This window comes from Thermaurantiacus tibetensis, assembly GCF_015354055.1.
GTDB classification, from domain to species: Bacteria; Pseudomonadota; Alphaproteobacteria; order Sphingomonadales; family Sphingomonadaceae; genus Thermaurantiacus; species Thermaurantiacus tibetensis.
The window spans coordinates 446,703-472,586 of record NZ_JACHTM010000001.1 but is presented as its reverse complement, the minus strand read 5'-3'; the positions used below and the strand labels follow the sequence as shown (position 1 = coordinate 472,586).

The following is a 25,884-nucleotide window of genomic DNA, read 5'->3' as shown; positions in this document are numbered from 1 at the left end:
TCCCCGGGCGAAGTCCCAGCCGCCTCAGTCGGCGAGGATCTGGTTGATCTCGACGAACGTGCCGTCGGGGTCGAAGACGTTGCAGCCCATCACCCGGATGGGCGGGCCGCCGTTGCGCCCTTCGTAGACCTGGAGGCGTGGTTCCGCCGTCATGGTGACGCCGGGGAGCGCCTTCGCCATGGCGCAGCGCTTTGCCGCATCGTCCACGTTCACGACGAGCACGTGGCCGCCCGCGCCCAGCCGGGTGGGATACGGAGCCCCTGCGTCGGGCAGCGGCGGGTCGGTGAACTGCATGAGGCCGATCCAGCCGATCCAGGGGTCGTTGCCGTTGAGGAGCACAAGCCGGGTCTCGTTGCCGGGCACGCCGGCCGGAAGCGCCACGCCCGAGACGCGGATTCGCGCATCGTAGTTCACGCGAAGGCCGAGCACGTCGCGCCAGAAGGCAAGGCTCCGGTCCATGTCGCGCACGAGGATGGTGAGGCGGCGGATGTCGGTCGGCACGCGCTCGGCGGGCACCTCGACACCGGCCGCGCGCGGACCTTCGGCCTTCGGCGGCGCGGCCGCCGCAAGTCCGCCGGCGAGAAGGAGCGCCCCCGCTGCAGCCGCCCGCAGAGCCCCGCCCTTCGTCATGGCTGTCCTCATCGCGCCTCCTCTCGGGCATCGGGCCCAAGCGACGGGTCAAGGTCGCGGGGCCGAGTGAAGCGGGTCAGGTGCCCCTGCCCTTCACGGACTGCCGCAAGCGAATCGACCGCGAAGGCAAGGGTGGCAAGCGCGGCCGTGGGATATTTCTCGGCAACCGCGGCGCGGAGCGGGCTCGCGTCGTCGGGGGTCAGCAGCAGCACCAGATCCTCGAGCCCCGGGTTGTGGCCCACGAGCAGCAGGTGCGGCACGTCGTGGGCTCCCTGGACGAGATCGAGCAGGCTTGCCGCCGAGGCCATGTAGATGCGCCGGTCGTGGGTTGCCCCAAGGCTCCGGCCGAGCCCCTCCTCCACGCCCTCGAGCGTCTCGAGCACCCGGACTGCGGGCGAGGCGATCACGGCATCGAAGTGAAGGCCCTCGTCGCGCAGATACTGGCCCATGCGCACGGCCGCCCGGCGGCCGCGGGCATTGAGCGGCCGGTCGAAGTCCCGCTGCACCGGGTCATCCCAGCTCGACTTCGCATGGCGCAGCAGGCTCAGCAACCGCAAGCCCCGTCACTCCTCCGCGCCAGCCCCGGCGCCGGCGCGTCCTAGGAAGACGCCTTCAGACTGGCAAGCGCTGCCGAGGAAGGCTCGAGTCTCGGCCACGACGTCTGCGAGCGGCAGGCGGCGGATCGGAACGTCGGGCGGGAAGGCCGACAGAAGCCGGCTCGGCACCTGCGGGCCGAGGAGGACGAACACGCCCCGGTCATCCGCGCGCCGGATGAGCCGGCCGAAGGCCTGGGCGAGTCGCCTTCGCACCTGCCGGTCCTCGTGCGCCTGGCCGCCGAAGGCCGCGCGCCGCGCCGTCTCGAGGATCGTCGGGCGCGACCAGGGCACGCCCTCGAACACGATGAGGCGCAGCGACTCGCCCGGCACGTCGACTCCGTCGCGCAGCGCATCGGTGCCGAACAGCGAAGCGCGCCGGTCGGCACGGAAGAGCTCGACGAGCGTGCCCGGGTCCATGGGGTCCACATGCTGGGCGTAGAGCGGCAGGCCGTGGGCGGCCAGCTCCGCGGCAATCCGGGCGTGGACCGAGCGCAGCCGCGCGATGGCGGTGAAGAGGCCGAGCGCCCCGCCGTCGGCCGCCCGGATGAGGCGCGCAAAGGCGAGCGCCAGCATGGCCGGGTCCTTCGGAGTCACGTCGGTTGCGATGAACACCCGAGCGTTCGCGGCATAGTCGAACGGGCTCGGCGCGCGGAACAGGCGCGGAGCGGTTGCCAGGTGGGCCGCGCCGACGGCGTCCCCCAGCCGCTCCTCCGGCTCCTCAGGCCCGGCGAGCGTGGCCGAGGTGACGGCAACGCCGTGCGCGCGGGAGAGGACGGCGCCTGCCAGCGGGACGAGCGGGTCGAGCCAGTGGCGGAACATGCCGGCATCGCGCTCGTCTCCCTGCACGCGGACGAGCGCGAACCAGTCCACGAAGCGGGGGTCGGCCGCGCCGCCGATCCGGGCGAGCATCGCCTCCCAGGCGCCAAGGCGCTCCGCCCGCTCGGCAAGCCCGGCGGCTGCCGCCTCGAGGCGCGCGAGGCCGGGCGCATCGAGCCAGTCCGGCCGGGCCTGGGCGACCTGCGCAAGGCGCACGCCCAGCACACCCATGGCCTGCCGCAGCCTGGCGAGCGCCCGGCGGGCGGCCTCTGCCGCCTCGACGAGGCCGGGCAGCAGATCGGCCACGGCGGTCTCGAGGCTGTGGCCCTCGTCGCGCTCCGCAGCGCAAGTCAGCACCTGCGTGCGCACGGCCGCGAGGAAGGCCTCGACTGGCCCCTCGGGTTCGCCCGCGCCGATCTGGTCGAGCCACTGGTCCGCGGGCAGCAGGCGCGCTGCCTCGAGCACGGCATCGAGGGCGGCAGCGCCGCCTTCGTCATGGGCGGAGAGGTCGAGGAGCCGGGCGGCGAGCCCCCGCCGGCGGCCGACGCGCCGCCCGCTGCCCTCGGGTCCGAGGAGCCAGCGGCGAAGCTCGATCGCCTCGGCGCCAGTGAGCGCGAGGGCAAAGGCGCTGTCGGCCGCGTCGGCGAGATGGTGCCCCTCGTCGAAGAGGAGCCGCTGCGGCACCTCTCCGCCGCCTCGGGCCACCACCGCCATGGTGAGCGCGTGGTTCGCAATCACGAGCGATGCTTCGCCTGCCGCGCGCACGCCCCGCTCGATGAAGCAGGCGCGGTAGTGGGGGCAGGCCGCGCGGATGCACTCGCCGCGCCGGTCGGAAAGGCCGGCAAGGCCGGCGCGCGCGCGGAACAGTGCGGGAAGCCAGCCCGGCAGGTCGCCGCCCGCCATGTCGCCATCGGCGGTGTAGCGCGCCCAGCGGGCGACCAGCTCGGCCAGGATCCCCGAGCGGCCCGAGAAGCCCGCCTGCAGCGCATCCTCGAGGTTGAGGAGGCAGAGATAGTTCTCGCGCCCCTTGCGCACCACGATGGGCCGCCCCCCGAGGTGCGGCGGAAGGCTTGCCCGCGTCTCTGCCCGGAGCTGGCGCTGGAGCGCGCGGGTGTAGGTGGAGAGCCAGACCGCACCGCCCGTACGCTCGGCGTGGAGCGCAGCCGGCGCGAGGTAGCCGAGCGTCTTGCCAATGCCCGTCCCGGCCTCGGCGACAACCAGGTTGGGGCCGTCCCGGGTCTCGCGCGGCTGGAAGGCGTGGAGGAGCGCGCGGGCGTAGGCGCGCTGGAGGGGGCGCGGCTCGCGCCGGCTTCCGCGCAGGGCCGCGAGCCGGGCCTCGACTTCCTCCTCGGCGAGCCGGACGACGGCCGGCTCGGGCCTGGGCGGTGCCTCCTCGAAGCGGGGAAGCGCCGCGAAGAGCGACGGCTCGGGGCGGGCAGGCGCAGCAAGCCGGGAGCGGACCTCCGCCGCCCAGCCCCACCCCCGCCGCTCGAGCCGCAGGGCCGACTCGAAGGCCCCGGCCCGCGCGGGCCAGAGCGGGTCGCCAAGGGTGGCAAGCAGCCGGGCGGCAAGCGCGCCGAGGAGGCGGGCCTCGGCGGCAAGCGTGTCCGGCAGCGGCAGGCCGAGGAAGGCCGAAAGGCCCGCCGCGCTCGGCACGACGAAGCGCGCCGGGTGGACGAAGGCGAAGAGCTCGAGAAGGTCGAGGCCCGGGCATTCGGGCAGGCCGAGGCGGCTCGCAACCAGCGGCGCGTTGACGAGGAGGTGCGGCGTGTCGGCGAGGCGGCGGGCCGCCGCGCGCGGGTCGACCGCCTCGGCCTCGCCGCCGGGCGCGGCGAGCCACGCCGCGCCGTGGCTTGCGACGCACGCCGGATATGGCAAGGGAGCCGCCATGGAGACCGGGCTTGCCGCATTGCGCGAGGAAGAGCTAGCCGCGCTGCGGGCCGAGGCGCCAACCAACAAGGCCTGGCCGTTCGAGGAAGCGCGCAAGCTCGTCGCCCGCTACCCGGAAGGGTTCCCCGCCGAGGGGGTGGTCTTCGAGACGGGCTACGGCCCCTCCGGCCTGCCGCACATCGGCACCTTCGGCGAGGTGGTGCGCACCACCATGGTCCGCCGCGCCTTCGAGCTCCTCTGCCCCGGCGTGCCGACCCGGCTCATCGCCTTCTCCGACGACATGGACGGCATGCGCAAGGTGCCGCCCGGCCTGCCCAACCAGGAGCTGCTCGCCGCGCACCTCGACCGGCCGCTGACCGACGTGCCAGACCCGTTCGGAACGCACGCGAGCTTCGGCGCCCACAACAACGCACGGCTCCGGGCCTTCCTCGACCGGTTCGGCTTCGACTACCAGTTCCTCTCGGCGACCGACTGCTACCGCTCCGGCCGGTTCGATGCCGTGCTCCTCAGGATCCTCGCGGCCTACGACGAGGTGCGCGAGGTGGTGCTGCCCACCCTTGGGCCGGAACGGCGGGCCACCTACGCGCCCTTCCTGCCGCTCTGCCCGCGCACGGGCCGCGTGCTGCAGGTGCCCCTCCTCGACCGCGACCCGGAAGCCGGCACCGTCACCTGGGCCGACCCCGAGACGGGCGAGCGCGTCACCCGCCCGGTCACCGGCGGCAACGTCAAGTGCCAGTGGAAGGTGGACTGGGCGATGCGGTGGGTGGCGCTCGGTGTCGACTACGAGATGGCGGGGAAGGACCTCATCGACTCCGTCACCCTCTCGTCGCGAATTGCCCGCATCCTCGGCGGCCGGCCGCCCGAGGGCTTCACCTACGAACTGTTCCTCGACGAGCATGGCGCCAAGATCTCCAAGACCAAAGGCAATGGCCTCACCATCGAGGAGTGGCTGGCCTATGCGCCGCCGGAAAGCCTGGCGCTCTACATGTACCAGCAGCCGCGCGCGGCGAAGAAGCTGCACGCGGGCGTCATCCCCCGGGCCATGGATGACTATTTCCAGTTCGCGAGCGTCTGGGCCACCCAGCCGGCGAAGGAGCGGCTCGGCAACCCGGTGTTCCACGTGCACCACGGCCCGCCGCCGCCGCTGCCGCCGGTCAGCTTCTCGCTGCTCCTCAACCTCGTCTCCGTTGCCGGCCAGGCCAACCCCCACCTCATCGGCGAGTATCTCCAGCGCTACGCGCCGGAATGCGACCCGGTGGGGGACCCGAAGCTCGCCGCGATGATCGAGCATGCGCTCGCCTTCCATCGCGACCACGTGGCCCCCACGCTCCGCCGGCGCGCGCCTGACCGGCGCGAGGCAGAGGCGCTCGCCGAGCTCGACCGCTGGCTCGAGGCGAACCCCGAGGCACCCGCCGAGGCCATCCAGAACGAGATCTACGAGATCGGCAAGCGCCACGGCTTCCAGCCGCTCCGCGCCTGGTTCCAGGCGCTTTACGAGGTGCTGCTCGGCCGCTCCGAGGGCCCGCGCATGGGCACCTTCATCGCCCTCTTCGGCACGGCCAACATCCGCCGCCTGATTGCCGAGGCGCTGCCGGAACCGGCGGCATGATCCGCACGCTTGCACTCGCGCTGCTCGTCGGCGGCCCGGTGCTCGCGACGCCAGCTGCCGACGCCTTCGCCGCCGGCCGCTTCCCGGACGCGGTCGCGCTCGGCCGGGCAGGAGCGACAGCCGAGGACCGCATCGCCGCCGCCCGCGCCGCCTCGGTCATCGCCACCTACGAGACGCGCGACCGGGCCGAGGCGCGGCGCCTCCTCGAGGCAGCCGTGGCCGATGCGGATGCCGCCGTCCGCCTCGCGCCGGGAAGCAGCCGCGCGCTCCTCGAGCGCGCCATCGTGACCGGCTATCTCGGCAAGCTGAAGGGCTCGGCCGGCAATGCCCGGGCCTCGCGCCGCGACGTCGAGACGGTGCTCGCGAGGGAGCCCGACAATGCGCTCGCCCATGCCGTGCTTGGCGGCTGGCACGGCGAGACGGTGGCGACCGTCGGCCCGCTCGTCGCCCGCACCGCCGTCGGCGCGCGCAAGGAGGAGAGCCTCCGCCACTTCGAGCGCGCGCTTGCGCTCGACGGCGCCTCGGTGCTCTACCCGGTCTTCTACGCCTTCACCCTGCTTGCGCTCGACCCGCGGGCGAACGCCCAGAAGGCCGAGGCGCTGCTGGCCCGGGCCGACCGCAACCGCCCGGCGGATGCCTACGAGCGGCTGGTGCAGGCGAACGGCCGGCAGGTGCTGGCCGCGCTCCGCGCGCAGGACGTCGCCCGTGCCGCCACCCTTGCGCGGCGACTCTCGCCGCTCGGGCAGATCGCTGCCGGGTGACGGCCCGGGGCGACCCACGCCCGCCGAGGGCTGGCCCGCCTGCGCGGTGCAGGCACCCTGCGCCGGCGGCTGCTCACTCGAGCGGGATGGTGCGGCCGGCGGCCATCACGAATCGCACGCGCGTGAGCGCGCGGGGGTCTGCGAGCGGGTCGCCATCGACGGCCACCAGGTCGGCGAACTTGCCGGGCGCGAGCGTGCCGATCTCGCGCTCCAGCCCGAGCATCGTCGCCGCGCCCACGGTGGCCGAGACGAGGGCCGCGCGCGGGCTCATGCCCCCCTTCTCCACCATGAGCGCGAACTCCTCGCCGTTGCGCCCGTGCTCGAACACGCCCGCATCCGTGCCGAACGCAATCGGCACCCCGGCCTTGACCGCCTCGGCGAGCGCCTTGCCCCAGGCTTCGATGGCCTGCCGCGCCTTTACCTCGACGACCGGGGTGTAGACCGACTTGCCCACCCGGTCGACAAGGCCCTGGGTTGCCATGAGCGTGGGCACGAACCAGATGCCCCGCGCGCGGAGCAGCCGCATGCTCTCGGGGCTCATGAAGGTGCCGTGCTCGATCGAGGTGACGCCCGCCGCGGCGGCACCCGCAATCCCGGAATCGCCGTGGGCATGGGCGGCGACCCTGAGGCCGAGGCTCGCAGCCGTCTCGACGATCGCCTTCATCTCGGCATCGGAGAAATGCTTCTCGAGTCCGCGCGCCTGCTGCGAGAGCACGCCGCCCGTCGCCGTGATCTTGATGACGTCGACACCGCGCTGCGCGGCCTCGCGCACGCGCCGCGCGCATTCCTCGGGGCCAGTGCAGGTGTTGCCCTGGGAGAGGGCTTCCACCACCTCGGGCCGGAAGCCGGAGACGTCGCCGTGCCCGCCGATGATCGAGATGGCCGGGCCCGAGGCGAGGATCCTGGGCCCGGGCACGTCGCCGTCGCGGATGGCATCGCGGAGCGCCATGGCGGTGAGCCGCGCCGAGCCGAGGTCGCGCACCGTGGTGAAGCCGGCGCGCACCGTGCGCAGGGCATTGCGGGCGCCGATCGCCACGTGCCGCTCGGGCGGCACCGTCACGGCATAGAGCGGCCCGCGCCCCGGATCCCCGGTGATGTGGACATGGGAATCGATGAGGCCCGGCACCACCGTCGCGCTGCCGAGATCGACCACCCGCGCGCCGGCCGGCAGCGGCGCATCGGCCGAAAGGACCGCCGCAATCCGCTCCCCCTCGACGATGACGGTACCTGGAACCGGCGTACCGGTGCGCGGGTCGGCCAAAAGCCGCGTGGTGCGGATGGCGGTGACCTCCGCAGCCGCGGCGGGCACGGCCGCGCCGACGAGCCCTGCGAGAGCCAGCATGATGAGACGCCTGTGCAACCCCTTCCCTTCCTTTCCCCGAGCCCTGCTGCGCCAGACTTGCCGGGGCCGGGCGCGGTTGACAAGCGCGCGACTTCTCGCGTAACGCCCCCGCTCCCGCGCGAGGGGTGGCTCTCGCGCGCTTCCTTCATTCGGGTGCCTGCCGCACGCGGTGGCTCCCGTTGTGCCGAGGTCGAGGATGTTCGCGGTCGTTCGCACGGGTGGCAAGCAGTATCGGGTGGCGCCCGAAGATCGGATCACGGTGGAGCGCCTCCCCGGCGAGGCGGGCGACACGGTCTCGCTCGACGTGCTGCTCGTGGCCGAAAATGGCGCCCTGAAGGCGGCCGACGGCATGAAGGCGACCGCCGAGATCGTCGCCCAGAACAAGGGCGAGAAGGTCATCATCTTCAAGAAGCGGCGGCGCCACAACTATCGCCGCAAGAACGGCCACCGCCAGCTGCAGACGGTGCTCCGCATCGTCTCGATCGGCTGACGGCAGGCGGCAGGCGGCGGGCAACGGTCAGCGGGCGGCAGGCGGCAGGCGGCGGGCGACAGGCGGCAGGCGGCAGGCGGCAGGCGGCAGGCGGCAGGCGGCAGGCGGCGGGCAACGGTCAGCGGGCGGCAGGCAGCACGGAGAGGCGGAAGGCATGGCACACAAGAAGGCAGGCGGCTCGTCGCGCAACGGCCGGGACTCGGCCGGCCGGCGGCTCGGGGTCAAGAAGTTCGGCGGCGAGGCGGTCGTCGCCGGCAACATCATCGTCCGCCAGCGGGGCACGAAGTTCTGGCCCGGCGCCAACGTCGGCATCGGCCGCGATCACACGCTCTTCGCCACCGCCGACGGCGCGGTCCGCTTCCACGACGGCAAGCTCGGCCGGAAATATGTCTCGGTCGTGGTCGCCGAGGCGGCTCCCGCCGAGTAGGCCAAGCCCCCGGGCGGCGCACGGAAGGCCGGGCGCCCGCCCGGCCTTTTCGCATGGGGCCCCCGCCAGATGATGTTCCTCGACCAGGCCAAGATCCACCTGCGCTCCGGCTGGGGCGGGGACGGCTGCGTCTCGTTCCGGCGGGAGAAGTTCCTCGAGTTCGGCGGCCCCGACGGCGGCGACGGCGGCAAGGGGGGCGACATCGTCTTCGAGGCGGTCCCCGGCCTCAACACGCTCATCGACTTCCGCTACCGGCAGCATTTCCGCGCCGAGCGGGGCCACCACGGCATGGGCGCCAACCGGACCGGCGCAGGCGGCGCCGACCTCGTGATCCCCGTGCCGGTCGGCACCCAGATCCTCGCCGATGACGCCGCGCGCACCCTCCTTGCCGATCTCACGGCGCCCGGGCAGCGGGTGGTGCTGCTCCGCGGCGGCGACGGCGGCAAGGGCAACGCCCATTTCCGCTCGTCCACCAATCGCGCCCCGCGCCAGTTCCAGAAGGGGTTCCCGGGGCAGGAGCTGTCGGTCTGGCTGAGGCTCAAGCTCCTCGCCGACGTCGGCCTCGTCGGCCTGCCCAACGCTGGCAAGTCGAGCCTTCTGAACGCCATCACCCGGGCGAAGGCCCGCGTCGGCGACTATGCCTTCACGACGCTCAAGCCCCAGCTTGGCGTCGCCGCGCACCGCGGCCGCGAGGTGGTCGTGGCCGACATCCCGGGCCTCATCGAAGGGGCGGCGGAAGGGGCGGGAATCGGCGACCGCTTCCTCGGCCACATCGAGCGCTGCCGGCTTCTCCTCCACCTCGTCGATGCGACCGGGCCGTCGCCGGTCGGCGCGTGGCGCACCGTCCGCGCCGAGCTCGCCGCCTATGGCGCCGGGCTTGCCGAGAAGCCCGAGATCCTTCTCCTCACCAAGGCGGACGCAGCCGACGCCCGCCGCCTCGGCCAGGCCCGCCGCAACCTCGCGCGCGCAGCCGGCCAGGAGCCGCTCGTCATCTCCTCGGCAACCGGCGCAGGGCTCGAGGCCATGCTCGACCGCGTGATCGAGGGTCTGGGGCCTCCTGCCGCGAACGTGCGAACCGCAGAGGCCGCCGACGCCCGCACGGAGGGTGGATGGACTCCGCTCTGAACGCCGCCCCGCCTGCCCCCGAAGCGCGGATGGCGCCGTTCCGCGCGGCGACGCGCCTCGTCGTCAAGGTGGGGTCCTCGCTCCTCGTGGCCGCCGACGGCAGCGCGCGGCGCGCCTGGCTCGAGACGCTGGCAGCCGACGTCGCCGCCTCTGCCGCCCGGGGCCAGCGGGTGGTGCTCGTCTCCTCCGGCGCGATCGCGCTCGGCGCGCGGCGGCTGGGCCTCAAGGGCGGCGGCCGGGCGAGCCTCGAGGATGCACAGGCGGCAGCCGCTGTCGGCCAGATCCTGCTCGCCGGCCTCTGGGCCGAGGCGCTCGGCGGCCACGGCCTCACCGCCGCGCAGATGCTGGTGACCCTCGGCGACTTCGAGGACCGGCGCCGCTGGCTCAACGCCTCGGCCACGCTCGACCGGCTGGTCTCGCTCGGGGTCGTGCCCGTGCTGAACGAGAACGATTCGGTGGCCACCGAGGAAATCCGCTTCGGCGACAACGACCGGCTGGCCGCACGGGTCGCCCAGGCCGCGCGCGCCGAGGCGGTGCTCCTGCTCTCCGACGTGGACGGGCTCTACACCGCCAACCCCGACAGCTGCCCCGATGCACGGCGGATCGACTGGGTGGACGATCTCGAGTCAGTCACGGGCCTTGCCGATGCGCGCTCGCGCTCCGGCATGGGTTCGGGCGGCATGGCCGCGAAGCTCGAGGCGGCGCGGATTGCCCACGCCGCCGGGATCCCGCTCGCCATCGCGACCGGCGCGGCAGACCATCCGCTTGCCCGCTTCCTCGAGACGGGCGAGGGCACCCTCTTCCCCGCCCCGGCCGGCCAGCGGGCACGCAAGGCCTGGCTGTCCGGCCGGCTCCGCGTTGCCGGGCGGCTTCTCGTCGATGCCGGCGCGGTTGCCGCGCTGCGCGCGGGCGGCAGCCTGCTTGCCGCCGGGGTGACGGGCGTCGAGGGCGCCTTCGCCCGGGGAGATGCCGTGGATGTCGCCGGCCCTGACGGCAGGGTGGTGGCGCGCGGGCTTGTCGCCTATGATTCGCAGGAGGTGGAGCGGATCCGCGGGCGCAGGCGCGAGGACATCGCCGGCATTCTCGGCTATGCGCCCCGCTCCGCGGTCATCCACCGCGACCAGATGGTGATGCGATGAACCTGGCCCTCTCCCCCGATGCCCTGATGGCCGAGCTCGGCGCCCGGGCGCGCGCGGCTGCCCGCGTGCTCGCCGCCACGCCGACCGAACGCAAGGCGGCCGCCCTGCGCGCGGCGGCACGCGCCGTCCGCAGCGCGGCGCCTGCGATCCTTGCCGCCAACGCCGAGGACATGGCGGCCGGACGGGCCGCGGGCCTGTCGTCGGCCATGCTCGACCGGCTCCTCCTCGATGACCGGAGGCTCGAGGGCATCGCCGCCGGCCTCGAGGCGGTGGCCGCGCTCCCCGACCCGGTGGGTGAAACCATCGCCGAGTGGACCCGGCCCAATGGCCTGCGCATCTCCCGCGTGCGCGTACCCATCGGCGTCGTCGGGATCATCTTCGAGAGCCGCCCCAACGTTACGGCCGATGCCGGCGCGCTCTGCCTGATGGCGGGCAACGCCGCCATCCTGCGGCCCGGCTCGGAGGCGATGCGCTCGGCGGCCGCAATCCACGCCGCCCTTGTCGAGGGCATCGTGGGCGAGGGGCTTCCGGCCGACGCCGTCCAGCTCGTCCCCTCGGCTGACCGGGCGCTCGTCGGCGCGCTCCTGCGGGCGGAAGGCCTCGTCGATCTTGTGGTGCCGCGCGGCGGCAAGGGCCTCGTGGCGCGGGTGCAGCAGGAGGCCCGCGTACCCGTGCTCGCCCACCTCGACGGCATCTGCCACGTCTACGTGGACCGCGCGGCCGACCTCGCCATGGCCTCGGAGATCGCGTTCAACGCCAAGATGCGCCGCACCGGCATCTGCGGGGCGATGGAAACGCTCCTCCTCGACCGGCCCATCGCCCGCGCTTGCGCCCCCATGCTTGCCCGCCTGCTGGATGCCGGCTGCGAGGTCCGGGTGACCGAGGATCTCCTCGCGCTCGACCCGCGGCTCGTGCCGGCGACTCCGCAAGACTGGGACACCGAGTATCTCGATGCCATCCTGTCGGTGGCGACGGTCGACGGCGTCGAAGGCGCGATCGCCCACATCGCCGCGCACGGCTCGGCCCACACCGACTCGATCGTGACCGAGGACGCGGCCACCGCCGAGCGCTTCCTCGACGCGGTCGACTCGGCCATCGTGCTCTGGAACGCCTCCACCCAGTTCGCCGACGGCGGCGAGTTCGGCTTCGGCGCCGAGATCGGGATCTCGACCGGCCGGCTCCATGCGCGCGGGCCCGTCGCACTCGAGGGGCTCACCACCTACAAGTACAAGGTGCGCGGGTCAGGCCAGGTGCGCCCCGGTTGAGGAAGGGCGCGGCGATCGGCCTCTTCGGCGGCTCCTTCAACCCCGCCCATGGCGGGCACAGGCTCGTGAGCCTCGAGGTCATGCGGCGGTTCGGCCTCGACGAGGTCTGGTGGCTGGTCTCGCCGCAGAACCCGCTGAAGCCGGTGGCCGGCATGGCGCCGCTTGCCGCAAGGCTTGCCTCGGCGCGGGCCGTCGCGCGCCACCCCCGCATCCGCGTGACCGACCTCGAGGCGCGCCTCGGCACGCAGCTCACGGCCGACACCATTGCCGCGCTGCGGGCGCTCCATCCCAAGGCGCGGTTCCTCTGGATCATGGGGGCGGACAACCTGTTGCAGTTCCACCGCTGGCACGACTGGCGGGGCATCGCCCGGATGGTCCCGATTGTCGTCGTCGCCCGGCCGGGCTATGGTGGGCGCAGCCAGTTCGCGCCGGCGATGGGCTGGCTCCGGCGCTTCCGCCGGCGGTCGCCGGCAGGATGGAGAGACCGCACGCTGCCTTCGCTCTACGTGCTGCCCCAGGCGCTCGATCCCCGGTCCGCGACCGAGATCCGCCGCGCCGATCCCCGCTGGGCCGAGTCCCTCCTTCCGTCTTCCGACCGGGGCGCGTCTTGACCGGCACCGACCGGGCCGAGGCGCTTCACGCGCTGGTGCTTCGCGCCCTCGACGACGACCAGGCAATCGACATCGTCTCCATCCCGCTTGCCGGCAAGTCGACCATTGCCGATCACATGGTCGTGGCGAGCGGCCGCTCCACCCGCCAGGTGGCCGCCATGGCGGAGAAGCTCGCTGAGCGTATCCGCGAGACCTTCGCGCTTCCGGTGCGAATCGAGGGCCTCCCGGCCGCCGACTGGGTGCTCCTCGATGCCGGGGACGTCGTCATCCACATCTTCCGGCCCGAGGTGCGGCAGTTCTACGCGCTCGAGAAGATGTGGGCGTTCGACTCGGACGGCGCCCCGGTCCGGATCGCCTCGGGCCGCTGAGGCTTGCGGATCACCATCCTCGCCGGCGGCCGGGGCGCAGGGCACGAGGAACAGGCGATCGCCGAGCGCTACCTCGGCCGGCTGCCGGTCGCAGCGCGGCTCGTCGAGTTCGGCGCGCGGGGCATGCCGGCACTTGCGGCCGATGTCACGGTCGCGCTCGACGAGACGGGCACGAGCCTCCCCTCCCCCGGCCTTGCTGCGCGGATTGCCGCCTGGCGCGACGCGGGGGCGCGCCACCTCCTCTTCCTCATCGGCGGCGCCGAAGGCCTGCCGCCCGCAGCCCGCGACCAGGCCGACCTCGTGCTCGCCTTCGGCCCCGCCACCTGGCCGCACCTCCTCGTGCGCGCCATGCTCGCCGAGCAGCTCTACCGGGCCTTCACCATCCTCTCCGGCCACCCCTATCACCGCGGCTGAAGACCCCCTTTTCCGCCTGCAAGGGCATGCTAGGATGCAGGCCGTTCGGGAGCCGAGGAGCCGGATGACGAACCGTCTGCCCACCGTCCTTCTTGCTGCGACAGCAGCGCTGGCCGTCGGCATGCCGATCGGCTCGGCGGTGTCGGCGTCCAGGCAGAACGAGACCTACCGCCAGCTCGACGCCTTCGTTGAGGTGTTCCTGCGCGTCCGCGAGAACTACGTCGACCAGGTCGATGACCAGACGCTCATCAAGGGCGCGATCGACGGCATGCTCGCCAGCCTCGACCCGCACTCCTCCTATCTCACGGCGCGCGACAGCGCGCAGATGCGCTCGCAGACCGACGGGGAATATGGCGGGTTGGGGCTGACCGTCACGACCGAGGACGGGGCGGTGAAGGTGGTCGCCCCGACCGACGACACGCCGGCAGCCCGCGCCGGCATCCGTGCCGGGGACTTCATCACCCATCTCGACGGCGAGCTCATCTTCGGCTCGACGATCGACGATGCGGTCGACCGGATGCGCGGGCGGCCGGGCACCTCGATCCGGCTCACGGTCGTGCGGCCGGGCGTGCAGAAGCCGCTCGAATTCACGCTGAAGCGCGAGATCATCAAGATCCGGCCGGTCCGCTGGGAGGCCCGCGGCGACGTCGGCGTCATCCGCATCGCCTCGTTCAACCGGCAGACGGGCGAGGCGGTGCGGCTGGCCATCACTTCGCTCGAGCGGCAGATCGGGCCCGGGCTGAAGGGCTTCGTCATCGACCTGCGGTCGAACCCGGGGGGCCTGCTCGACCAGGCGATCGAGGTGACCGATGCCTTCCTGCCGCGCGGCGAAATCGTCTCGCAGCGGGGGCGCACCAGGGAGTCGATCGAGCGCTACTATGCCCGAACGCCCGACCTGACGGGCGGGCGTCCGCTCGTGGTCCTCGTGGACGAGGGCTCGGCGTCGGCTGCGGAAATCGTGGCGGGCGCGCTCCAGGACAGCCGCCGCGCCCTCGTCGTCGGTCAGCGCACCTTCGGCAAGGGCTCGGTGCAGACCCTCATTCCCCTGTCTGCCGACACCGGCCTCCGGCTCACGACCGCGCGCTACTACACGCCCTCCGGGCGCTCGGTGCAGGAGGAGGGCATCGACCCCGACATCCTCGTGCCCCAGCTGACAGACCCGCAGCGGCTCGAGCGCCCGCGCGTGCGCGAGGCGGATCTCCGCAACCATCTCGTCGCCGAGCGGCGCGCCGACGACCGGCTGGTCGAGGAGGACGGCAAGACCGACCCGCGCTTCGCGTTCACGGCCGACGAGCTGCGGGCCCGGGGCATCACCGACTTCCAGCTCGACTACGCGACGCGCATCATCGCCCGGCTTGGCGGCGGGGTGCAGTACGCGGCGCTCGACCGCCGCGGCAACTGACGCGCATGGCCCCTGCCGCGCGCCAGGCGGCGTGGCTCCTGCTTGCCGTTTCCGGAAGCCTCGTGCTCGGGGCGCTCGCCTTCCAGTTCGTCGGCGGCCTCGTCCCGTGCCAGCTGTGCCACTGGCAGCGCTGGGCGCACCTCGGCGTGATCGCTGCGGCAGCGCTCGCGCTCGCCCTTCCCCGCCTGCTGCCGCTGGCCCTTCTCGCCATGCTCGGCGCTGGCGCGCTCGGGCTCTTCCATGCCGGCGTGGAGCAGCGCTGGTGGGACGGCCCGGGCTGCGCCGCGCCGCCTGCCGCCGGCGGCGACCTGCTCGGCACCCTCATCGCCGCGCCCGTCGTCCGGTGCGACCAGATCCCCTGGTCCTTCCTCGGCCTGTCCATGGCAGGATGGAACGTGGTGATCTCGGTGGTTGCTGCGCTTGGCGGCCTCTGGCTCTGGAGGAACGGATGGACACGGAACGCATGATCCGCGTGGACCACGCCGGCGAATATGGCGCCGCGCGGATCTACGCCGGGCAGCTCGCGGTGATGGGCGACCGTGCGGCCGTCTCGGGCGAGATCGCGCGCATGGCGAACCAGGAGCAGCGGCACCTTGCCGCGTTCGATGCGCTCCTCGTGCGGCGCCGGGTCCGCCCCACCCTCCTCCACCCGCTCTGGCACATCGCCGGCTATGCGCTCGGAGTCGCCTCGGCGCTCGCCGGGCCGAAGACGGCGATGGCGGTGACGGCCGCGGTCGAGACGGAGATCGACCGCCATTACCAGAGCCAGCGCGACCAGCTTGCCGGCGCCGACCCCGAGCTCGAGTCCCTCATCGCCGACTTCCAGGCCGACGAAGTGGAGCACCGCGACGAGGCGGTGGCGCACGGCGCCGAGGAGGTGCCCTTCTACCCGCTGCTTTCGGCGGCAATCCGCGCCGGCTGCCGGATCGCCATCCGCCTGTCGGAGCGGATCTGATGCCGGGGCGCCTCCTCGCGCTTGCCGCGCTGCTGCTCCCGTCACCCGGCCTCGCCTGCCCCTTCCACGACGCGCTCGGGCTTGGGTTCGGTGCGCTGCACCATGGCGTGGAGGATTGGGCGCCCGCACCGCCTCCCCTGCCCCCTCCTGCCCTGCCCGCCGCCGTGCCGTCCGCGGCTGCCGCGGCCCTTCCCGAGCTGTCGGCCACGGCCCGGATGGAGCGGCAGCGGGCCCTCATGCTTGCACGCTACCCGGCGTTGCGGCCGGAGGCGTCCGTCACTCCGCCGCCCGCCGCGCCGGCTGCACCGTGAGCTCCGTGAAGAGTTCAAGGTAGCGGCGGGCGATCGCCCCGGGTGCGTGCGGCGCGAGCAGGGCGTCCACGTCGCCCACGCCCTCCGGCTCCGCGAGCTGGGCGAGGATGGCGCGTGCCAGGGCTCGCGGATCGGCCGTCTCCACGATCCGGCCCCGGCCCGGGCGATCGAGGAGAAGCGGCAGCACCGGGGAACAGGCGGTCGCAACGACCGGAACGCCGGCCGCGAGCGCCTCGAACACGACCGCGGGCGTGCCCTCGAACCGGGAGGACAGCAGCAGCAGGTCGGCGCCAGCAAGCGGTGCCGCCAGGTCCGGCACGTGGCCGAGGAAGCGAACCCGGTCGGCAAGGCCGAGGCGCTCCACCTGCGCCTCGAGCGCCGCGCGCTCCGGCCCGTCGCCGGCGATGTCAAGCCGCAGCTCGCGGGCGCCGGCGGCCAGCGCGAAGGCGTCGAGGGCAAGGCCCAGGTTCTTCTGCGGAACGAGGCGCCCGGCGACGAGCAGGGTGCGCCGATGCGCGGGCGGCAGGGGAGCGCGCGGCCGCACGGGGAGCGCGAGCGGCGGGTTGGGCACGGCGGCAAGCGGCGTGGCCGGCACCAGACGTCGCAGCTCGGGCGCAAGCGCCGGCGGCCAGAAGGCAAGCGCATCGAGCGGTGCCGCGAGCGCCCGGAAGACCCGCACGGCAAACGGCCCCGCCCCGGGGAAGAGATCCGGGAGCGGCGGGTTCGAGAGCTTGGCGACGATCCGCGGGCGTGGTCGGGCCAGCGCCGCGCCGCGAGCGAGCGGCAGGTGCCAGTTGCCGGGCAGGAACACGATCTCCGGCCGGAGCGCCTCGACCGCCGCACGGATCGGGCGGGCGAGGCGGAACCGCGAGGTGAGCGAGCGGGGCGTGCCGCCTTCGAGCACCGTCACGGGGAGTCCATCCGGCACCGCGGCCGGCCCCTCCGCCGCTGCCAGCAGCAGCCGCGAGTCGGCGCCGAGTGCGCGCCATTCCGCCGCAAGGCTCAGGGCCGCCCGCTCGCTCCCCCCGGCCGCAAGGTCGTGGAGGAGGGTCAGGATGCGCATCGGCTGCCGGTTCCGCTGGCCTCCCTAGCGCGCGGGTTGTCCCCGACAAGGGCTAGTTGCGCGCCCGGTCGACCAGGCGGTTCCGGGCAATCCACGGCATCATGGCCCGGAGCCGCTCGCCCACCTCCTCGATGGGGTGGGCGCCCTGCAGCCGCCGCGCGGCCTTGAGGCGCGGGTTGCCTGCGCGGTTGTCGGCGATGAAGTCGGCGACGAAGCGGCCCTTCTGGATGTCCTCGAGCACCCGCTTCATTTCGGCCTTGGTCTCCTCGGTGATGATGCGGGGGCCCGTCGAATAGTCCCCATACTCGGCAGTATTCGAGATGGAGTAGCGCATGTTGGCAATGCCGCCCTCGTACATGAGGTCGACAATGAGCTTCACTTCGTGAAGGCACTCGAAATAGGCCATCTCCGGCGCATAGCCTGCCTCGACGAGCGTCTCGAACCCGGCCATGATGAGGTGCGAGAGCCCGCCGCAGAGCACCACCTGCTCGCCGAAGAGGTCGGTCTCGCACTCCTCGCGGAAGCTCGTCTCGATGATGCCCGAACGCCCAGCCCCAAGCGCCGAGGCATAGGAAAGGGCGAGGTCCATGGCGTTGCCCGAGGAGTCCCGGGCGATGGCGACGAGGGCCGGCACCCCGCCGCCCTTCTGGTACTCGGCGCGGACCGTGTGGCCCGGCCCCTTGGGCGCCACCATGAAGACGTCGAGGTCTCCCCGCGGCTCGATGAGCCCGAAGTGGATGTTGAGCCCGTGGGCGAAGGCAAGCGCGGCCCCCTCGCGCAGGTTGGGGGCAAGATCCTCGGCGTAGATGGCGGCCTGGTGCTCGTCGGGCGCGAGCACCATGACGACATCCGCCCAGCGCGCGGCCTCGGCGCCGGTCATCACCGGGAAGCCGGCGGCCGCGGCCTTGGCGGCGCTCGCCGAGCCGGGGCGGAGCGCAACCGCAACCTCGGCGACGCCCGAATCGCGCAGGTTGGCGGCGTGGGCGTGGCCCTGGCTGCCGTAGCCGAGGATGGCGACCTTCCTCTCCCGGATGAGCGCGAGGTCGGCATCGGAGTCATAGTAGACGCGCATTCAGATCCCTTTCGTTTGCAGCGAATGATAGCCGGCTGGACGGTCAGCGAGGCGCCCGGCCATACCGAAGCCAGTGGACGCCGAACAACGCGAACGTGAGGAGGTTCACCGCCTCCCATGTCTCGCGGTCAAGCCGAATGCGCAGGACCGGGTTGTAGATCACGGCCACGACAGCCAGCGCCACGACCCAGGAATCGACGCGGCCGGCGCGGGCATGCTGCGCCCACGCGAGCCAACCGGCCGCCCCGCACACGAGGAAGCGGAGGAGGGTGTAGAAGCCATAGGGCATGTCCGTCAGGGCGACGAGCAACCCGGCGCACGGAATGAACCAGACGGCGTTCGGAACCACGGCCATCACCGCGTGTCGAATGCGACCGTGGCTCGATCCGACACCCGGATTCGCCAGATTGCCCGCGCGCTCAGGCCGGGTCCTTGCCGCGGGCCATGGCGGCAACGCCGGTGCGGGCCACCTCGACAAGGCCGACCTCGCGCATGAGGGCGATGAACTGGTCGACCTTCGACGTGGAGCCCGAGACCTCGAAGATGAAGGAGGAGGTGGTGGTGTCGACCGGCCGGGCGCGGAAGATGTCGGCGAGGCGAAGTGCCTCCACCCGCTTCTCGCCCGTGCCCGCCACCTTGACCAGCGCAAGCTCGCGCTCGACGTGCGGGCCGGCTTCCGTCAGGTCGGTCACGGAGTGCACCGGCACCAGCCGCTCGAGCTGGGCGTGGATCTGGTCGATGACGCGGCGCGGGCCGGTCGTCACGATGGTGATCCGGCTGACGGCATGATCGGGCGAGACGTCGGCCACCGTCAGGGACTCGATGTTGTAGCCGCGCGCCGAGAAGAGGCCGACGATGCGGCCGAGCACGCCCGCCTCGTTGTCGACCGTGACGGAGAGCGTGTGCCGCTCGGCCGGCTCCTCGGGGAAGAGCGGCTTCGCCGGCCGCGGCGCGGGCGGAGGCGCGGGCGCGTTCATCAGACCAGCGCCTCGGCAGAGGCATCCAGCTCGCCCGAGACGTCGGCCTGGGAGAGGATCATCTCGGAGTGCGCCGCGCCACTCGGGATCATGGGGAAGCAGTTGGCGTGCTTCTTCACCCGGCAGTCGACGAACACGGGGCCGGGGTGCGCCAGCATCTCGGCGATGCCCGCGTCGAGCTGGTCTTCCGTGTCGATCCGGATGCCTTTCCAGCCGAAGGCCTCGGCGAGGGTCACAAAGTCGGGAAGGGCCGCGGTGTAGCTCTCGGCATGGCGCCCCTCGTAGGTGAGGTCCTGCCACTGCCGCACCATGCCCATGTACTCGTTGTTGAGCACGAACACCTTGACCGGCAGGCGATACTGCACCGCGGTCGACATCTCCTGGATGTTCATGAGGATCGAGGCCTCGCCGGCGATGTCGATGACGAGCTTGTTGGGGAAGGCCACCTGGGCGCCGATCGCGGCCGGAAGGCCGTAGCCCATGGTGCCGAGGCCGCCGCTCGTCAGCCACCGGTTGGGCTTCTCGAAGGGGAAGTGCTGGGCGGCCCACATCTGGTGCTGGCCCACTTCGGTCGTGATGATGGGGTCCAGGTGCGCCACCGCCTCGCGCAGCCGGGCGATTGCGTGCTGCGGCTCGATCTCGGGGCCCTTCTGCTCGTAGGCAAGGCAGCGCACCGCGCGCCAGCCGCGGATCCGGTTCCACCACTCTTCGGAAACGGACGGCCGGAGCCCCCGGCTCTTCCATACCTTCACCAGGTCATCGAGCACGTGGCCGACGTCGCCCTCGATCGCAAGATCGACACGCACCGTCTTGTTGAAGGAGGAGGGGTCGATGTCGACGTGAATCTTGGCGGAGCGCGGCGAGAAACCGTCGAGCCGGCCGGTCACGCGGTCGTCGAAGCGGGCACCTAGGCAGACCATGAGATCGCACTGGTTCATGGCCATGTTGGCCTCGTAGGTGCCGTGCATGCCGAGCATGCCGAGCCACTGCGGCGAGGAAGCCGGGAAGGCCCCGAGGCCCATGAGAGTCGAGGTGACGGGGGCGCCGGTGAGGCCCGCCAGCTCGCGCAGCTTCTGGGAGGCCATGGGCCCGGAGTTGATGATGCCGCCGCCGGTGTAGAGGATCGGCCGCTCGGCCGAGGCAAGCATCTCGGCCGCAGCGGAAATGGCGGCCAGATCCCCCTTGATCCGCGGCCGGTAGCTTCGGTGCATGATGGTCCCGGGCCGCTGGTAGCGGGCGCGCGCCACCTGCACGTCCTTCGGCAGGTCGATGACGACAGGGCCCGGCCGGCCGGTGGTGGCGATGTGGAAGGCCTCGTGCACCACCTCGGCCAGCCGCGCCGTCTCCTTCACGAGATAGTTGTGCTTGGAGCAGTGGCGGGTGATGCCGACGGTGTCGCATTCCTGGAAGGCGTCGGTGCCGATGAGATGGGTGGCCACCTGCCCGGTGATGACGACGACCGGGATCGAATCCATGAGTGCATCGGTGATGCCGGTGACCGCATTGGTGGCGCCGGGACCCGAGGTCACGAGGACCACGCCCGGCTTCCCCGAGGCCCGGGCATAGCCCTCGGCCGCGTGCACCGCGCCCTGCTCGTGGCGCACGAGCACGTGGCGGATGCGCCGCTGCTTGTGGAGCGCGTCGTAGATGGGGAGCACCGCGCCGCCCGGATAGCCGAAGATCACTTCCACCCCGAGGTCGGAGAGGGCCTCGAGCAGGATCTCGGCACCGGTCAGGTCGCGGCCGGACATGGAACACCCTTTCGCACATGCGGCAACTGCCGCGGAAGCGCGGTGGCTAGGGAGCGAATCGGTGCATGTCAACGCACGCAGAGTCGCTTCCTGTCATGCCGTTGTCCTGCAGCGCAACTCCATTTCGCATTTCGGCAGGCTCGTGTCGCAAGCCGTTGCACGAACGCCACGGCGCCCGCCGAAATCCCGGAAGGCCCGGCTCACCCGGCCGGCACCAGCGCGAGGCGCTGCGCGCGCGGCCAGCCGGGCGCCTGGGTGCGGAACCAGGTGGCCTGCCGCTTGGCGTAGCGCCGCGTGTCGAGCGTCCAGCGGGCGATCGCCTCGGCCTCGGCCAACGTGCCGCCGGCGAGCGCGAGCAGGGGGGGCACGCCGATGGCACGGAGGATGGGCCGGTCGGGCGGAAGGTTCCGCGCGGCGAGCCGGGCCGCCTCCTCGCGCGCGCCGGCGCGGAGCATGGCGATGATCCGGCTGCGGATACGGGCCTCGACGAGCTCGCGCGGCGGGTCGAGGACGAGCGCCGAGACCTCGGCCACGGTCGCCAGCCCGCCCGTGCGCGGCGCTCTCTGCCATTCCGCGAGCGAGCGGCCCGTCGCGCGGATGACCTCGAGCGCACGGGCGTTGCGCTGCGGGTCGTTGCGGTGGAGGCGCGCGGCCATCTCCGGATCCTCGGCCTCGAGCGCGCGGCGCACCTCGGCAGGGGGCAGGCCGCGCACGCTCTTTCGCACCTCGGCCGGAATGTCCGGCACCGGCGCGATCCCGTCGAGGAGGGTGCGGAGGTAAAGGCCGGTGCCGCCGACGAGGATGGGGAGCTGCCCTGATGCCCACGCCGCCGCGATCTCGGCCCGCGCGAGCTCGGCCCAGCGCGCGGCCGAGGCCACGTCCGCCGCATCGAGGATCCCGTAGAGGCGGTGCGGCACGCGCGCCCGCTCGTCGGCGCCAGGCTGGGCGGAGAGGATGGGAATGTCCGCGTAGAGCTGGCTTGCATCGGCGTTGATGATGACGCCGCCGCGAGCCTCCGCCTCGGCGAGCGCGAGCGCCGACTTGCCCGAGGCCGTCGGCCCTGCAATCACCCGGACGAAAGGCCTCGTCATGTCCCTCGTCGTGACCGTCATCTCGCCCGCCGGCAAGTCGCACGAGGCCGGGGCCATGGCGCGCGCCGCGCTCGACCGGGCTGGCGGCAAGGTCGAGGGCTCGGTCCCGTTCGACCGGCCGTTCGCAGAGGACATCCTCGTCTCCGGGCTCGACCGGGCGGCCGCGCGCGCCGCCCTCGAGGCCGACGCGCGCGACTTCGACGTGGTGGTGCAGCCGGAGGGGTCTCCGCGCGTGAAGCGGCTGCTGGTGGCCGACATGGATTCGACCATCATCGGTCAGGAATGCATCGACGAGCTTGCCGACTTCGCCGGGCGGAAGGTCGAGATTGCCGCCATCACCGAGGCCGCGATGCGCGGCGAGCTCGACTTTGGCCAGGCGCTCCGCGCGCGGGTCGCAGCGCTCGCGGGGCTCTCGGAGGAGGCGATCGACCGGACGCTTGCCGAGCGGGTGCGGCTGAACCCGGGGGCGCGCACCCTCGTTGCCACGATGAAGGCGCATGGGGCGCGCTGCGTGCTGGTCTCGGGCGGCTTCACGCGCTTCACCGCACCCGTCGCCGCACGGGCCGGCTTCGATCGGCAGGTGGCCAACAGGCTCGTCATCGCCGATGGCCGGCTGTCGGGCGAGGTCGCAGAGCCGATCGTCGATTCCGCCACCAAGCGGGAGACGCTGCTTGCCGAATGCGCGGCGCTCGGGATCGGCCCCGAGGAGGCGCTGGCCGTGGGCGACGGCGCCAACGACATCCCCATGCTGGAGGCCGCAGGCCTCGGGGTCGCCTTCCGGGCCAAGCCGCGCGCCGCCGCTGCCGCAGATGCCCACATCCGCCACGGCGACCTTTCCGCCATCCTCTGGGCGCAGGGCATCCCGCGCGAACGCTGGGGCGAGGGCTGAGGGCGAAGCGCGTTCGGAACGGCGCCAGTCAGCCGAGCGCGCGCTTCAGGAGGTCGTTGACGAGCGCCGGGCTCGCCTTGCCGCCGCTTGCCTTCATGACCTGGCCGACGAAGAAGCCGAAGAGCTTCTCCTTGCCGGCGCGATACTCGGCAACCTTGTCGGCGTTCGCCTGAAGCACAGCGGCAACGGCCGCCTCGAGCGCGGCGGTGTCGGTCACCTGCTTCAGGCCGCGCGCCTCGGCAATCACGCCCGGGTTCTCGCCCGTCTCGAGCATGATCTCGAACACCTGCTTTGCGAGCGGGCCCGAAAGCGTGCCGTCGGCCAGAAGCGCGAGAAGTTCCGCTCCTTGCGCCGGCGTCACGGGCGAGTCGGCGATGGTGCGGTCGAGCCGCTTCAGCGCCGCGAACAGGTCCCCCGTCATCCAGTTGGCGGCGCGCTCGGCCACCTCGCGCGGCGGCTTTCCCTGGCGCTTCGCGCTCTCGGCCAGGAGAAGCTCGAACCAGAGCGATTCCTCGATGTCGGCCGTCAGCACGCCGGCGACATAGGGGGAGAGGCCGAGCTCGGTCTCGTAGCGGCGGCGGCGGGCATGGGGCAGCTCGGGAAGGCTTGCCCGGCACGCCTCGATGAAGGCCTCGTCAAGCACGAGCGGCAGGAGATCGGGCTCGGGGAAGTAGCGGTAGTCGTGCGCGTCCTCCTTCGACCGCAGCGGCCGCGTCTCGCCGCGTTCCGGGTCGAAGAGGCGGGTTTCCTGCACGACGGCCTCGCCCGCCTCGATGAGGTCCACCTGGCGCCGGGCCTCGAACGCGATCGCCTGCTGGATGAAGCGGATCGAGTTGACGTTCTTGATCTCGCAGCGGGTGCCGAACGGCGCGCCCGGCCGGCGCACCGAGACGTTGACGTCGGCCCGGAGCGAGCCCTCCTGCATGTTGCCGTCGCAGCTGCCGATGGCGCGCAGGATGGCGCGCAGCGTGGTGACATAGGCACCCGCCTCTGCGGGGGAGCGCAGGTCGGGCTTGGAGACGATCTCCATGAGCGCGACGCCCGCCCGGTTCAGGTCCACGTAGCTGAGCTCGGGGTGGAGATCGTGAATCGACTTTCCCGCATCCTGCTCGAGGTGGATGCGCTCGATCCCGACCGCCTTCCGGGTGCCGTCCTCGAGCTCGATCTCGACGGCCCCTTCCCCCACGATGGGCGCCTCGTACTGGCTGATTTGGTAGCCGGCCGGCAGGTCGGCGTAGAAGTAGTTCTTGCGGTCGAAGCGGGAGCGGCGGTTGATGGTGCAGCCGAGCGCAAGGCCGGTGCGCACCGCCTGGCGAACGCATTCGCCGTTCAGGACCGGCAGCATGCCGGGCATCGCCGCATCGACGAGGCTGACCCGGGTGTTCGGCGCGCCGCCGAAGGCGGTCGAGGCGCCCGAGAACAGCTTCGACTTCGAGATGACCTGGGCGTGGACCTCGAGACCGATCACCACCTCGAAGGGGCCGGTTTCGCCGTTGACGAGATAGGGGGGCGCCATGACGGGCTTCTGGCTGCGCCGCGCGGCCATTGCAAGCGGACGGGTGGCGCCCGTCGGCACGCGCGGCTATGTGCCGGCTGACGCATGTCCGCCGCTTCCGCCCTGGGCCGCCTGAAGGGCCTGCTGTCTTCACCGGCGGTTCCTGCCTTCGTGATCAAGGGCGGCAACGCCGCGAGCGCCTTCCTCGCCGCCGTGGTGCTGGCCCGCCTCACGGGCGCGGAAACGGTCGGCCACTATGCGCTGGCAACGGCGACGGCCACGCTGGTGGGCATCGGCGCGGTCGCCGGGCTCGACCAGGTGCTGGTGCGGGGCGTGGCGGGCGACCTCCGGGTCGGCCACTCCGGCCGGGCGCGCGCCACCTTCGACCGGATCGTGCGGACGGTGGGCCGCAACGGCCTGCTGCTTGCACTGCTGTTCCTGGTCCTCGTGCTGTCCGGCCTTGTTGCCGAGCCACTTGGCGGGCAGCGCTCAGCCTTCCTCGCAGCCGTGCCGGGCGTGGTGGCGGCCGCCTTCTTCCGCCTCGGGCTCGGCGCAGTGCGCGCAGCCGGACGAGCACTCGCCGCGCAGGCGCTGGAGGCCCTGCCGAGCGCTTTGCTCCTCCTGTCCTTCGCAGCCCTCTGGCTCGCCGGAAGGCCGCCGAGCGCGCCCGTCGCCGTGCTCCTCTTCTACGGCACCTGGGGGCTCACCTCGGCCGCCTGCTTTGCGCTCGTCGGCCGCGACCGTCGTGGCTGGGGGGCAAGCGAACCCGTTGCTCTCGGCCCGCTCCAGCGGGCCGGGCTGCCGCTCATGGCCGCGGGGCTGCTCCAGGCCTTCGCCGACTGGTTCGTGCTGGCCGCTGTCGGCCGCGAGGTGGGCGCCGCCGAGGCGGGCGCCTTCCGGGTGGTCGCCCAGATCATGCTGCTGTTCGGCATGCTGGTCGCGGTCTCGGAAGGCTGGATCAGCGCGCGCGTGGCCGGGGACCTTCGCACCGGCAACGTGGGGGCGGCCTGGCGCCGGCATCGCCGGGCCGCGCTTGCGACGACGGCCGCCGCGCTGCCGCTGCTCCTCGTCACCACCCTCGCGCCCGGCTGGCTGCTCGGCAGCTTCTTCGGCCCCGAGTTCCGGGTGGCGGCCAGCGCGCTCGTCATCATGTCGTTCGGCCAGCTTGCCAACGTGGCGCTCGGGCCCAATGGCACGATGCTCGCCATGAACGGCAACGGACGCGAGGTTCTCATCATCTCGTCGACGAGCACGGCGATGCTCGCCGTTTTCGCCCTGCTCCTCATGCCCCGCCTCGGGCTCGAGGGCGCAGCGCTCGCCTATTCCAGCTCCATCCTGCTCCGGAAGGTGCTGATGGCGATCGCCGCGCGAAGGGCCGTCCGCTGACTTCCGGCC

At 72.8% G+C, this 25,884-nt stretch carries 27 protein-coding genes; 16 read left to right on the top strand and 11 right to left on the bottom strand.

The genetic code is table 11. The features are described from left to right. Positions 1–24 precede the first annotated feature (24 nt). From H3H34_RS02405 to H3H34_RS02395, 3 genes are read right to left on the bottom strand one after another with little or no spacing between them, the layout of a single operon-like run. Positions 25–642, bottom strand: coding sequence for a VOC family protein (locus tag H3H34_RS02405; protein ID WP_194743650.1), 618 nt, complete (start codon positions 640–642; stop codon positions 25–27). Then, the gene (locus H3H34_RS02400; protein WP_194743649.1) at positions 639–1,187 is read right to left on the bottom strand and encodes a SixA phosphatase family protein; all 549 of its coding nucleotides are present in this window, start codon (positions 1,185–1,187) and stop codon (positions 639–641) included. Before H3H34_RS02400 ends, H3H34_RS02405 begins: the two co-directional genes overlap by 4 nt. A gap of 6 nt (positions 1,188–1,193) precedes the next feature. Further along, entirely contained in the window at positions 1,194–3,932 is a 2,739-nt protein-coding gene (locus tag H3H34_RS02395) for an ATP-dependent DNA helicase (protein WP_194743648.1), read from the bottom strand. Here H3H34_RS02395 and H3H34_RS02390 point away from each other — a divergent pair. Next, positions 3,931–5,541 (top strand): lysine--tRNA ligase, encoded by a 1,611-nt coding sequence (locus H3H34_RS02390; RefSeq protein ID WP_194743647.1) that lies wholly within the window; start codon positions 3,931–3,933, stop codon positions 5,539–5,541. The two genes, H3H34_RS02395 and H3H34_RS02390, sit on opposite strands and share 2 nt — an antisense overlap. Further along, the gene (locus H3H34_RS02385) at positions 5,538–6,302 is read left to right on the top strand and encodes a hypothetical protein (RefSeq protein ID WP_194743646.1); all 765 of its coding nucleotides are present in this window, start codon (positions 5,538–5,540) and stop codon (positions 6,300–6,302) included. The genes H3H34_RS02390 and H3H34_RS02385 overlap by 4 nt, the downstream gene beginning before the upstream one ends. Before the next feature lie 73 nt (positions 6,303–6,375). Here the strand turns inward: H3H34_RS02385 and H3H34_RS02380 are convergent, their stop codons facing one another. Further along, on the bottom strand, positions 6,376–7,644 hold the full coding sequence (locus H3H34_RS02380) for a metal-dependent hydrolase family protein (protein WP_194743645.1): 1,269 nt from the start codon (positions 7,642–7,644) through the stop codon (positions 6,376–6,378). A gap of 196 nt (positions 7,645–7,840) precedes the next feature. Between H3H34_RS02380 and rplU the strand changes: the two genes are divergently transcribed. The 12 genes from rplU to H3H34_RS02320 all read left to right on the top strand — a co-directional run bounded on the left by rplU (position 7,841) and on the right by H3H34_RS02320 (position 16,151). After that, a complete protein-coding gene (gene rplU, locus H3H34_RS02375; RefSeq protein WP_194743644.1) occupies positions 7,841–8,134 on the top strand; it encodes a 50S ribosomal protein L21 in 294 nt (97 codons plus the stop codon). Positions 8,135–8,288: 154 nt separating this feature from the next. After that, positions 8,289–8,561 carry a 50S ribosomal protein L27 gene (rpmA, locus tag H3H34_RS02370; protein ID WP_194743643.1) on the top strand — a complete coding sequence of 91 codons (273 nt, stop codon included), beginning with the start codon at positions 8,289–8,291 and terminating at the stop codon, positions 8,559–8,561. A 69-nt stretch (positions 8,562–8,630) separates the two neighbouring features. Beyond that, the gene (gene obgE, locus H3H34_RS02365) at positions 8,631–9,686 is read left to right on the top strand and encodes a GTPase ObgE (RefSeq protein WP_194743642.1); all 1,056 of its coding nucleotides are present in this window, start codon (positions 8,631–8,633) and stop codon (positions 9,684–9,686) included. Further along, positions 9,671–10,825 carry a glutamate 5-kinase gene (gene proB, locus H3H34_RS02360; protein WP_408033942.1) on the top strand — a complete coding sequence of 385 codons (1,155 nt, stop codon included), beginning with the start codon at positions 9,671–9,673 and terminating at the stop codon, positions 10,823–10,825. Before obgE ends, proB begins: the two co-directional genes overlap by 16 nt. After that, entirely contained in the window at positions 10,822–12,090 is a 1,269-nt protein-coding gene (locus H3H34_RS02355) for a glutamate-5-semialdehyde dehydrogenase (protein WP_194743641.1), read from the top strand. Before proB ends, H3H34_RS02355 begins: the two co-directional genes overlap by 4 nt. Beyond that, on the top strand, positions 12,087–12,701 hold the full coding sequence (locus tag H3H34_RS02350) for a nicotinate-nucleotide adenylyltransferase (protein WP_194743640.1): 615 nt from the start codon (positions 12,087–12,089) through the stop codon (positions 12,699–12,701). The genes H3H34_RS02355 and H3H34_RS02350 overlap by 4 nt, the downstream gene beginning before the upstream one ends. After that, on the top strand, positions 12,698–13,069 hold the full coding sequence (gene rsfS, locus H3H34_RS02345) for a ribosome silencing factor (RefSeq protein WP_194751838.1): 372 nt from the start codon (positions 12,698–12,700) through the stop codon (positions 13,067–13,069). Before H3H34_RS02350 ends, rsfS begins: the two co-directional genes overlap by 4 nt. 3 nt (positions 13,070–13,072) lie before the next feature. Continuing rightward, positions 13,073–13,483, top strand: a complete 411-nt coding sequence (locus H3H34_RS02340; protein WP_235945244.1) for a 23S rRNA (pseudouridine(1915)-N(3))-methyltransferase RlmH — start codon at positions 13,073–13,075, stop codon at positions 13,481–13,483. Positions 13,484–13,547: 64 nt separating this feature from the next. Continuing rightward, complete coding sequence (locus tag H3H34_RS02335) at positions 13,548–14,885, top strand: S41 family peptidase (protein WP_194743638.1); 1,338 nt, start codon at positions 13,548–13,550, stop codon at positions 14,883–14,885. Between the two features lie 5 nt (positions 14,886–14,890). Further along, entirely contained in the window at positions 14,891–15,352 is a 462-nt protein-coding gene (locus tag H3H34_RS02330) for a disulfide bond formation protein B (protein WP_194743637.1), read from the top strand. After that, positions 15,334–15,840, top strand: coding sequence for a demethoxyubiquinone hydroxylase family protein (locus H3H34_RS02325; RefSeq protein ID WP_207790720.1), 507 nt, complete (start codon positions 15,334–15,336; stop codon positions 15,838–15,840). Before H3H34_RS02330 ends, H3H34_RS02325 begins: the two co-directional genes overlap by 19 nt. Further along, positions 15,840–16,151: a hypothetical protein gene (locus tag H3H34_RS02320; RefSeq protein WP_194743635.1), complete on the top strand. Its 312-nt coding sequence runs from the start codon at positions 15,840–15,842 to the stop codon at positions 16,149–16,151. The genes H3H34_RS02325 and H3H34_RS02320 overlap by 1 nt, the downstream gene beginning before the upstream one ends. Here the strand turns inward: H3H34_RS02320 and H3H34_RS02315 are convergent. The 6 genes from H3H34_RS02315 to miaA all read right to left on the bottom strand — a co-directional run bounded on the left by H3H34_RS02315 (position 16,117) and on the right by miaA (position 22,105). Further along, positions 16,117–17,214 carry a glycosyltransferase gene (locus H3H34_RS02315; protein WP_194743634.1) on the bottom strand — a complete coding sequence of 366 codons (1,098 nt, stop codon included), beginning with the start codon at positions 17,212–17,214 and terminating at the stop codon, positions 16,117–16,119. The genes H3H34_RS02320 and H3H34_RS02315 overlap by 35 nt on opposite strands. 52 nt (positions 17,215–17,266) lie before the next feature. Further along, the gene (ilvC, locus tag H3H34_RS02310) at positions 17,267–18,286 is read right to left on the bottom strand and encodes a ketol-acid reductoisomerase (RefSeq protein WP_194743633.1); all 1,020 of its coding nucleotides are present in this window, start codon (positions 18,284–18,286) and stop codon (positions 17,267–17,269) included. Positions 18,287–18,329: 43 nt separating this feature from the next. After that, positions 18,330–18,641, bottom strand: coding sequence for a DUF6804 family protein (locus H3H34_RS02305; RefSeq protein ID WP_328831244.1), 312 nt, complete (start codon positions 18,639–18,641; stop codon positions 18,330–18,332). 64 nt (positions 18,642–18,705) lie between these two features. Then, positions 18,706–19,263, bottom strand: coding sequence for an acetolactate synthase small subunit (gene ilvN, locus H3H34_RS02300; protein ID WP_194743631.1), 558 nt, complete (start codon positions 19,261–19,263; stop codon positions 18,706–18,708). Then, entirely contained in the window at positions 19,263–21,014 is a 1,752-nt protein-coding gene (locus H3H34_RS02295) for an acetolactate synthase 3 large subunit (RefSeq protein ID WP_194743630.1), read from the bottom strand. Before H3H34_RS02295 ends, ilvN begins: the two co-directional genes overlap by 1 nt. 200 nt (positions 21,015–21,214) lie before the next feature. Then, the gene (miaA, locus tag H3H34_RS02290; protein WP_235945243.1) at positions 21,215–22,105 is read right to left on the bottom strand and encodes a tRNA (adenosine(37)-N6)-dimethylallyltransferase MiaA; all 891 of its coding nucleotides are present in this window, start codon (positions 22,103–22,105) and stop codon (positions 21,215–21,217) included. On the opposite strand from miaA, the gene serB reads away from it, so the two are divergent. Next, on the top strand, positions 22,104–22,994 hold the full coding sequence (gene serB, locus H3H34_RS02285; protein ID WP_194743628.1) for a phosphoserine phosphatase SerB: 891 nt from the start codon (positions 22,104–22,106) through the stop codon (positions 22,992–22,994). The two genes, miaA and serB, sit on opposite strands and share 2 nt — an antisense overlap. 28 nt (positions 22,995–23,022) lie before the next feature. Here serB and gatB read toward each other — a convergent pair whose 3' ends face one another. Then, on the bottom strand, positions 23,023–24,510 hold the full coding sequence (gene gatB, locus H3H34_RS02280) for an Asp-tRNA(Asn)/Glu-tRNA(Gln) amidotransferase subunit GatB (protein WP_194743627.1): 1,488 nt from the start codon (positions 24,508–24,510) through the stop codon (positions 23,023–23,025). Between the two features lie 84 nt (positions 24,511–24,594). Between gatB and H3H34_RS02275 the strand changes: the two genes are divergently transcribed. Continuing rightward, on the top strand, positions 24,595–25,875 hold the full coding sequence (locus tag H3H34_RS02275) for a lipopolysaccharide biosynthesis protein (RefSeq protein ID WP_194743626.1): 1,281 nt from the start codon (positions 24,595–24,597) through the stop codon (positions 25,873–25,875). Positions 25,876–25,884 lie beyond the last annotated feature (9 nt).

What these genes read in the sequence shown, in the direction of transcription:
- H3H34_RS02405 (WP_194743650.1), bottom strand. Translation starts at nt 642, where the DNA reads ATGAGGACAGCCATGACGAAGGGCGGGGCTCTGCGGGCGGCTGCAGCG.
- H3H34_RS02295 (WP_194743630.1), bottom strand. Translation starts at nt 21,014, where the DNA reads ATGTCCGGCCGCGACCTGACCGGTGCCGAGATCCTGCTCGAGGCCCTC.
- H3H34_RS02315 (WP_194743634.1), bottom strand. Translation starts at nt 17,214, where the DNA reads ATGCGCATCCTGACCCTCCTCCACGACCTTGCGGCCGGGGGGAGCGAG.
- rplU (WP_194743644.1), top strand. Translation starts at nt 7,841, where the DNA reads ATGTTCGCGGTCGTTCGCACGGGTGGCAAGCAGTATCGGGTGGCGCCC.
- H3H34_RS02380 (WP_194743645.1), bottom strand. Translation starts at nt 7,644, where the DNA reads ATGCTGGCTCTCGCAGGGCTCGTCGGCGCGGCCGTGCCCGCCGCGGCT.
- ilvC (WP_194743633.1), bottom strand. Translation starts at nt 18,286, where the DNA reads ATGCGCGTCTACTATGACTCCGATGCCGACCTCGCGCTCATCCGGGAG.
- H3H34_RS02385 (WP_194743646.1), top strand. Translation starts at nt 5,538, where the DNA reads ATGATCCGCACGCTTGCACTCGCGCTGCTCGTCGGCGGCCCGGTGCTC.
- H3H34_RS02275 (WP_194743626.1), top strand. Translation starts at nt 24,595, where the DNA reads ATGTCCGCCGCTTCCGCCCTGGGCCGCCTGAAGGGCCTGCTGTCTTCA.
- H3H34_RS02390 (WP_194743647.1), top strand. Translation starts at nt 3,931, where the DNA reads ATGGAGACCGGGCTTGCCGCATTGCGCGAGGAAGAGCTAGCCGCGCTG.
- gatB (WP_194743627.1), bottom strand. Translation starts at nt 24,510, where the DNA reads ATGGCGCCCCCCTATCTCGTCAACGGCGAAACCGGCCCCTTCGAGGTG.
- proB (WP_408033942.1), top strand. Translation starts at nt 9,671, where the DNA reads ATGGACTCCGCTCTGAACGCCGCCCCGCCTGCCCCCGAAGCGCGGATG.
- H3H34_RS02395 (WP_194743648.1), bottom strand. Translation starts at nt 3,932, where the DNA reads ATGGCGGCTCCCTTGCCATATCCGGCGTGCGTCGCAAGCCACGGCGCG.
- ilvN (WP_194743631.1), bottom strand. Translation starts at nt 19,263, where the DNA reads ATGAACGCGCCCGCGCCTCCGCCCGCGCCGCGGCCGGCGAAGCCGCTC.
- H3H34_RS02335 (WP_194743638.1), top strand. Translation starts at nt 13,548, where the DNA reads ATGACGAACCGTCTGCCCACCGTCCTTCTTGCTGCGACAGCAGCGCTG.
- H3H34_RS02305 (WP_328831244.1), bottom strand. Translation starts at nt 18,641, where the DNA reads ATGGCCGTGGTTCCGAACGCCGTCTGGTTCATTCCGTGCGCCGGGTTG.
- H3H34_RS02355 (WP_194743641.1), top strand. Translation starts at nt 10,822, where the DNA reads ATGAACCTGGCCCTCTCCCCCGATGCCCTGATGGCCGAGCTCGGCGCC.
- H3H34_RS02320 (WP_194743635.1), top strand. Translation starts at nt 15,840, where the DNA reads ATGCCGGGGCGCCTCCTCGCGCTTGCCGCGCTGCTGCTCCCGTCACCC.
- H3H34_RS02330 (WP_194743637.1), top strand. Translation starts at nt 14,891, where the DNA reads ATGGCCCCTGCCGCGCGCCAGGCGGCGTGGCTCCTGCTTGCCGTTTCC.
- H3H34_RS02325 (WP_207790720.1), top strand. Translation starts at nt 15,334, where the DNA reads ATGGACACGGAACGCATGATCCGCGTGGACCACGCCGGCGAATATGGC.
- obgE (WP_194743642.1), top strand. Translation starts at nt 8,631, where the DNA reads ATGATGTTCCTCGACCAGGCCAAGATCCACCTGCGCTCCGGCTGGGGC.
- rpmA (WP_194743643.1), top strand. Translation starts at nt 8,289, where the DNA reads ATGGCACACAAGAAGGCAGGCGGCTCGTCGCGCAACGGCCGGGACTCG.
- serB (WP_194743628.1), top strand. Translation starts at nt 22,104, where the DNA reads ATGTCCCTCGTCGTGACCGTCATCTCGCCCGCCGGCAAGTCGCACGAG.
- miaA (WP_235945243.1), bottom strand. Translation starts at nt 22,105, where the DNA reads ATGACGAGGCCTTTCGTCCGGGTGATTGCAGGGCCGACGGCCTCGGGC.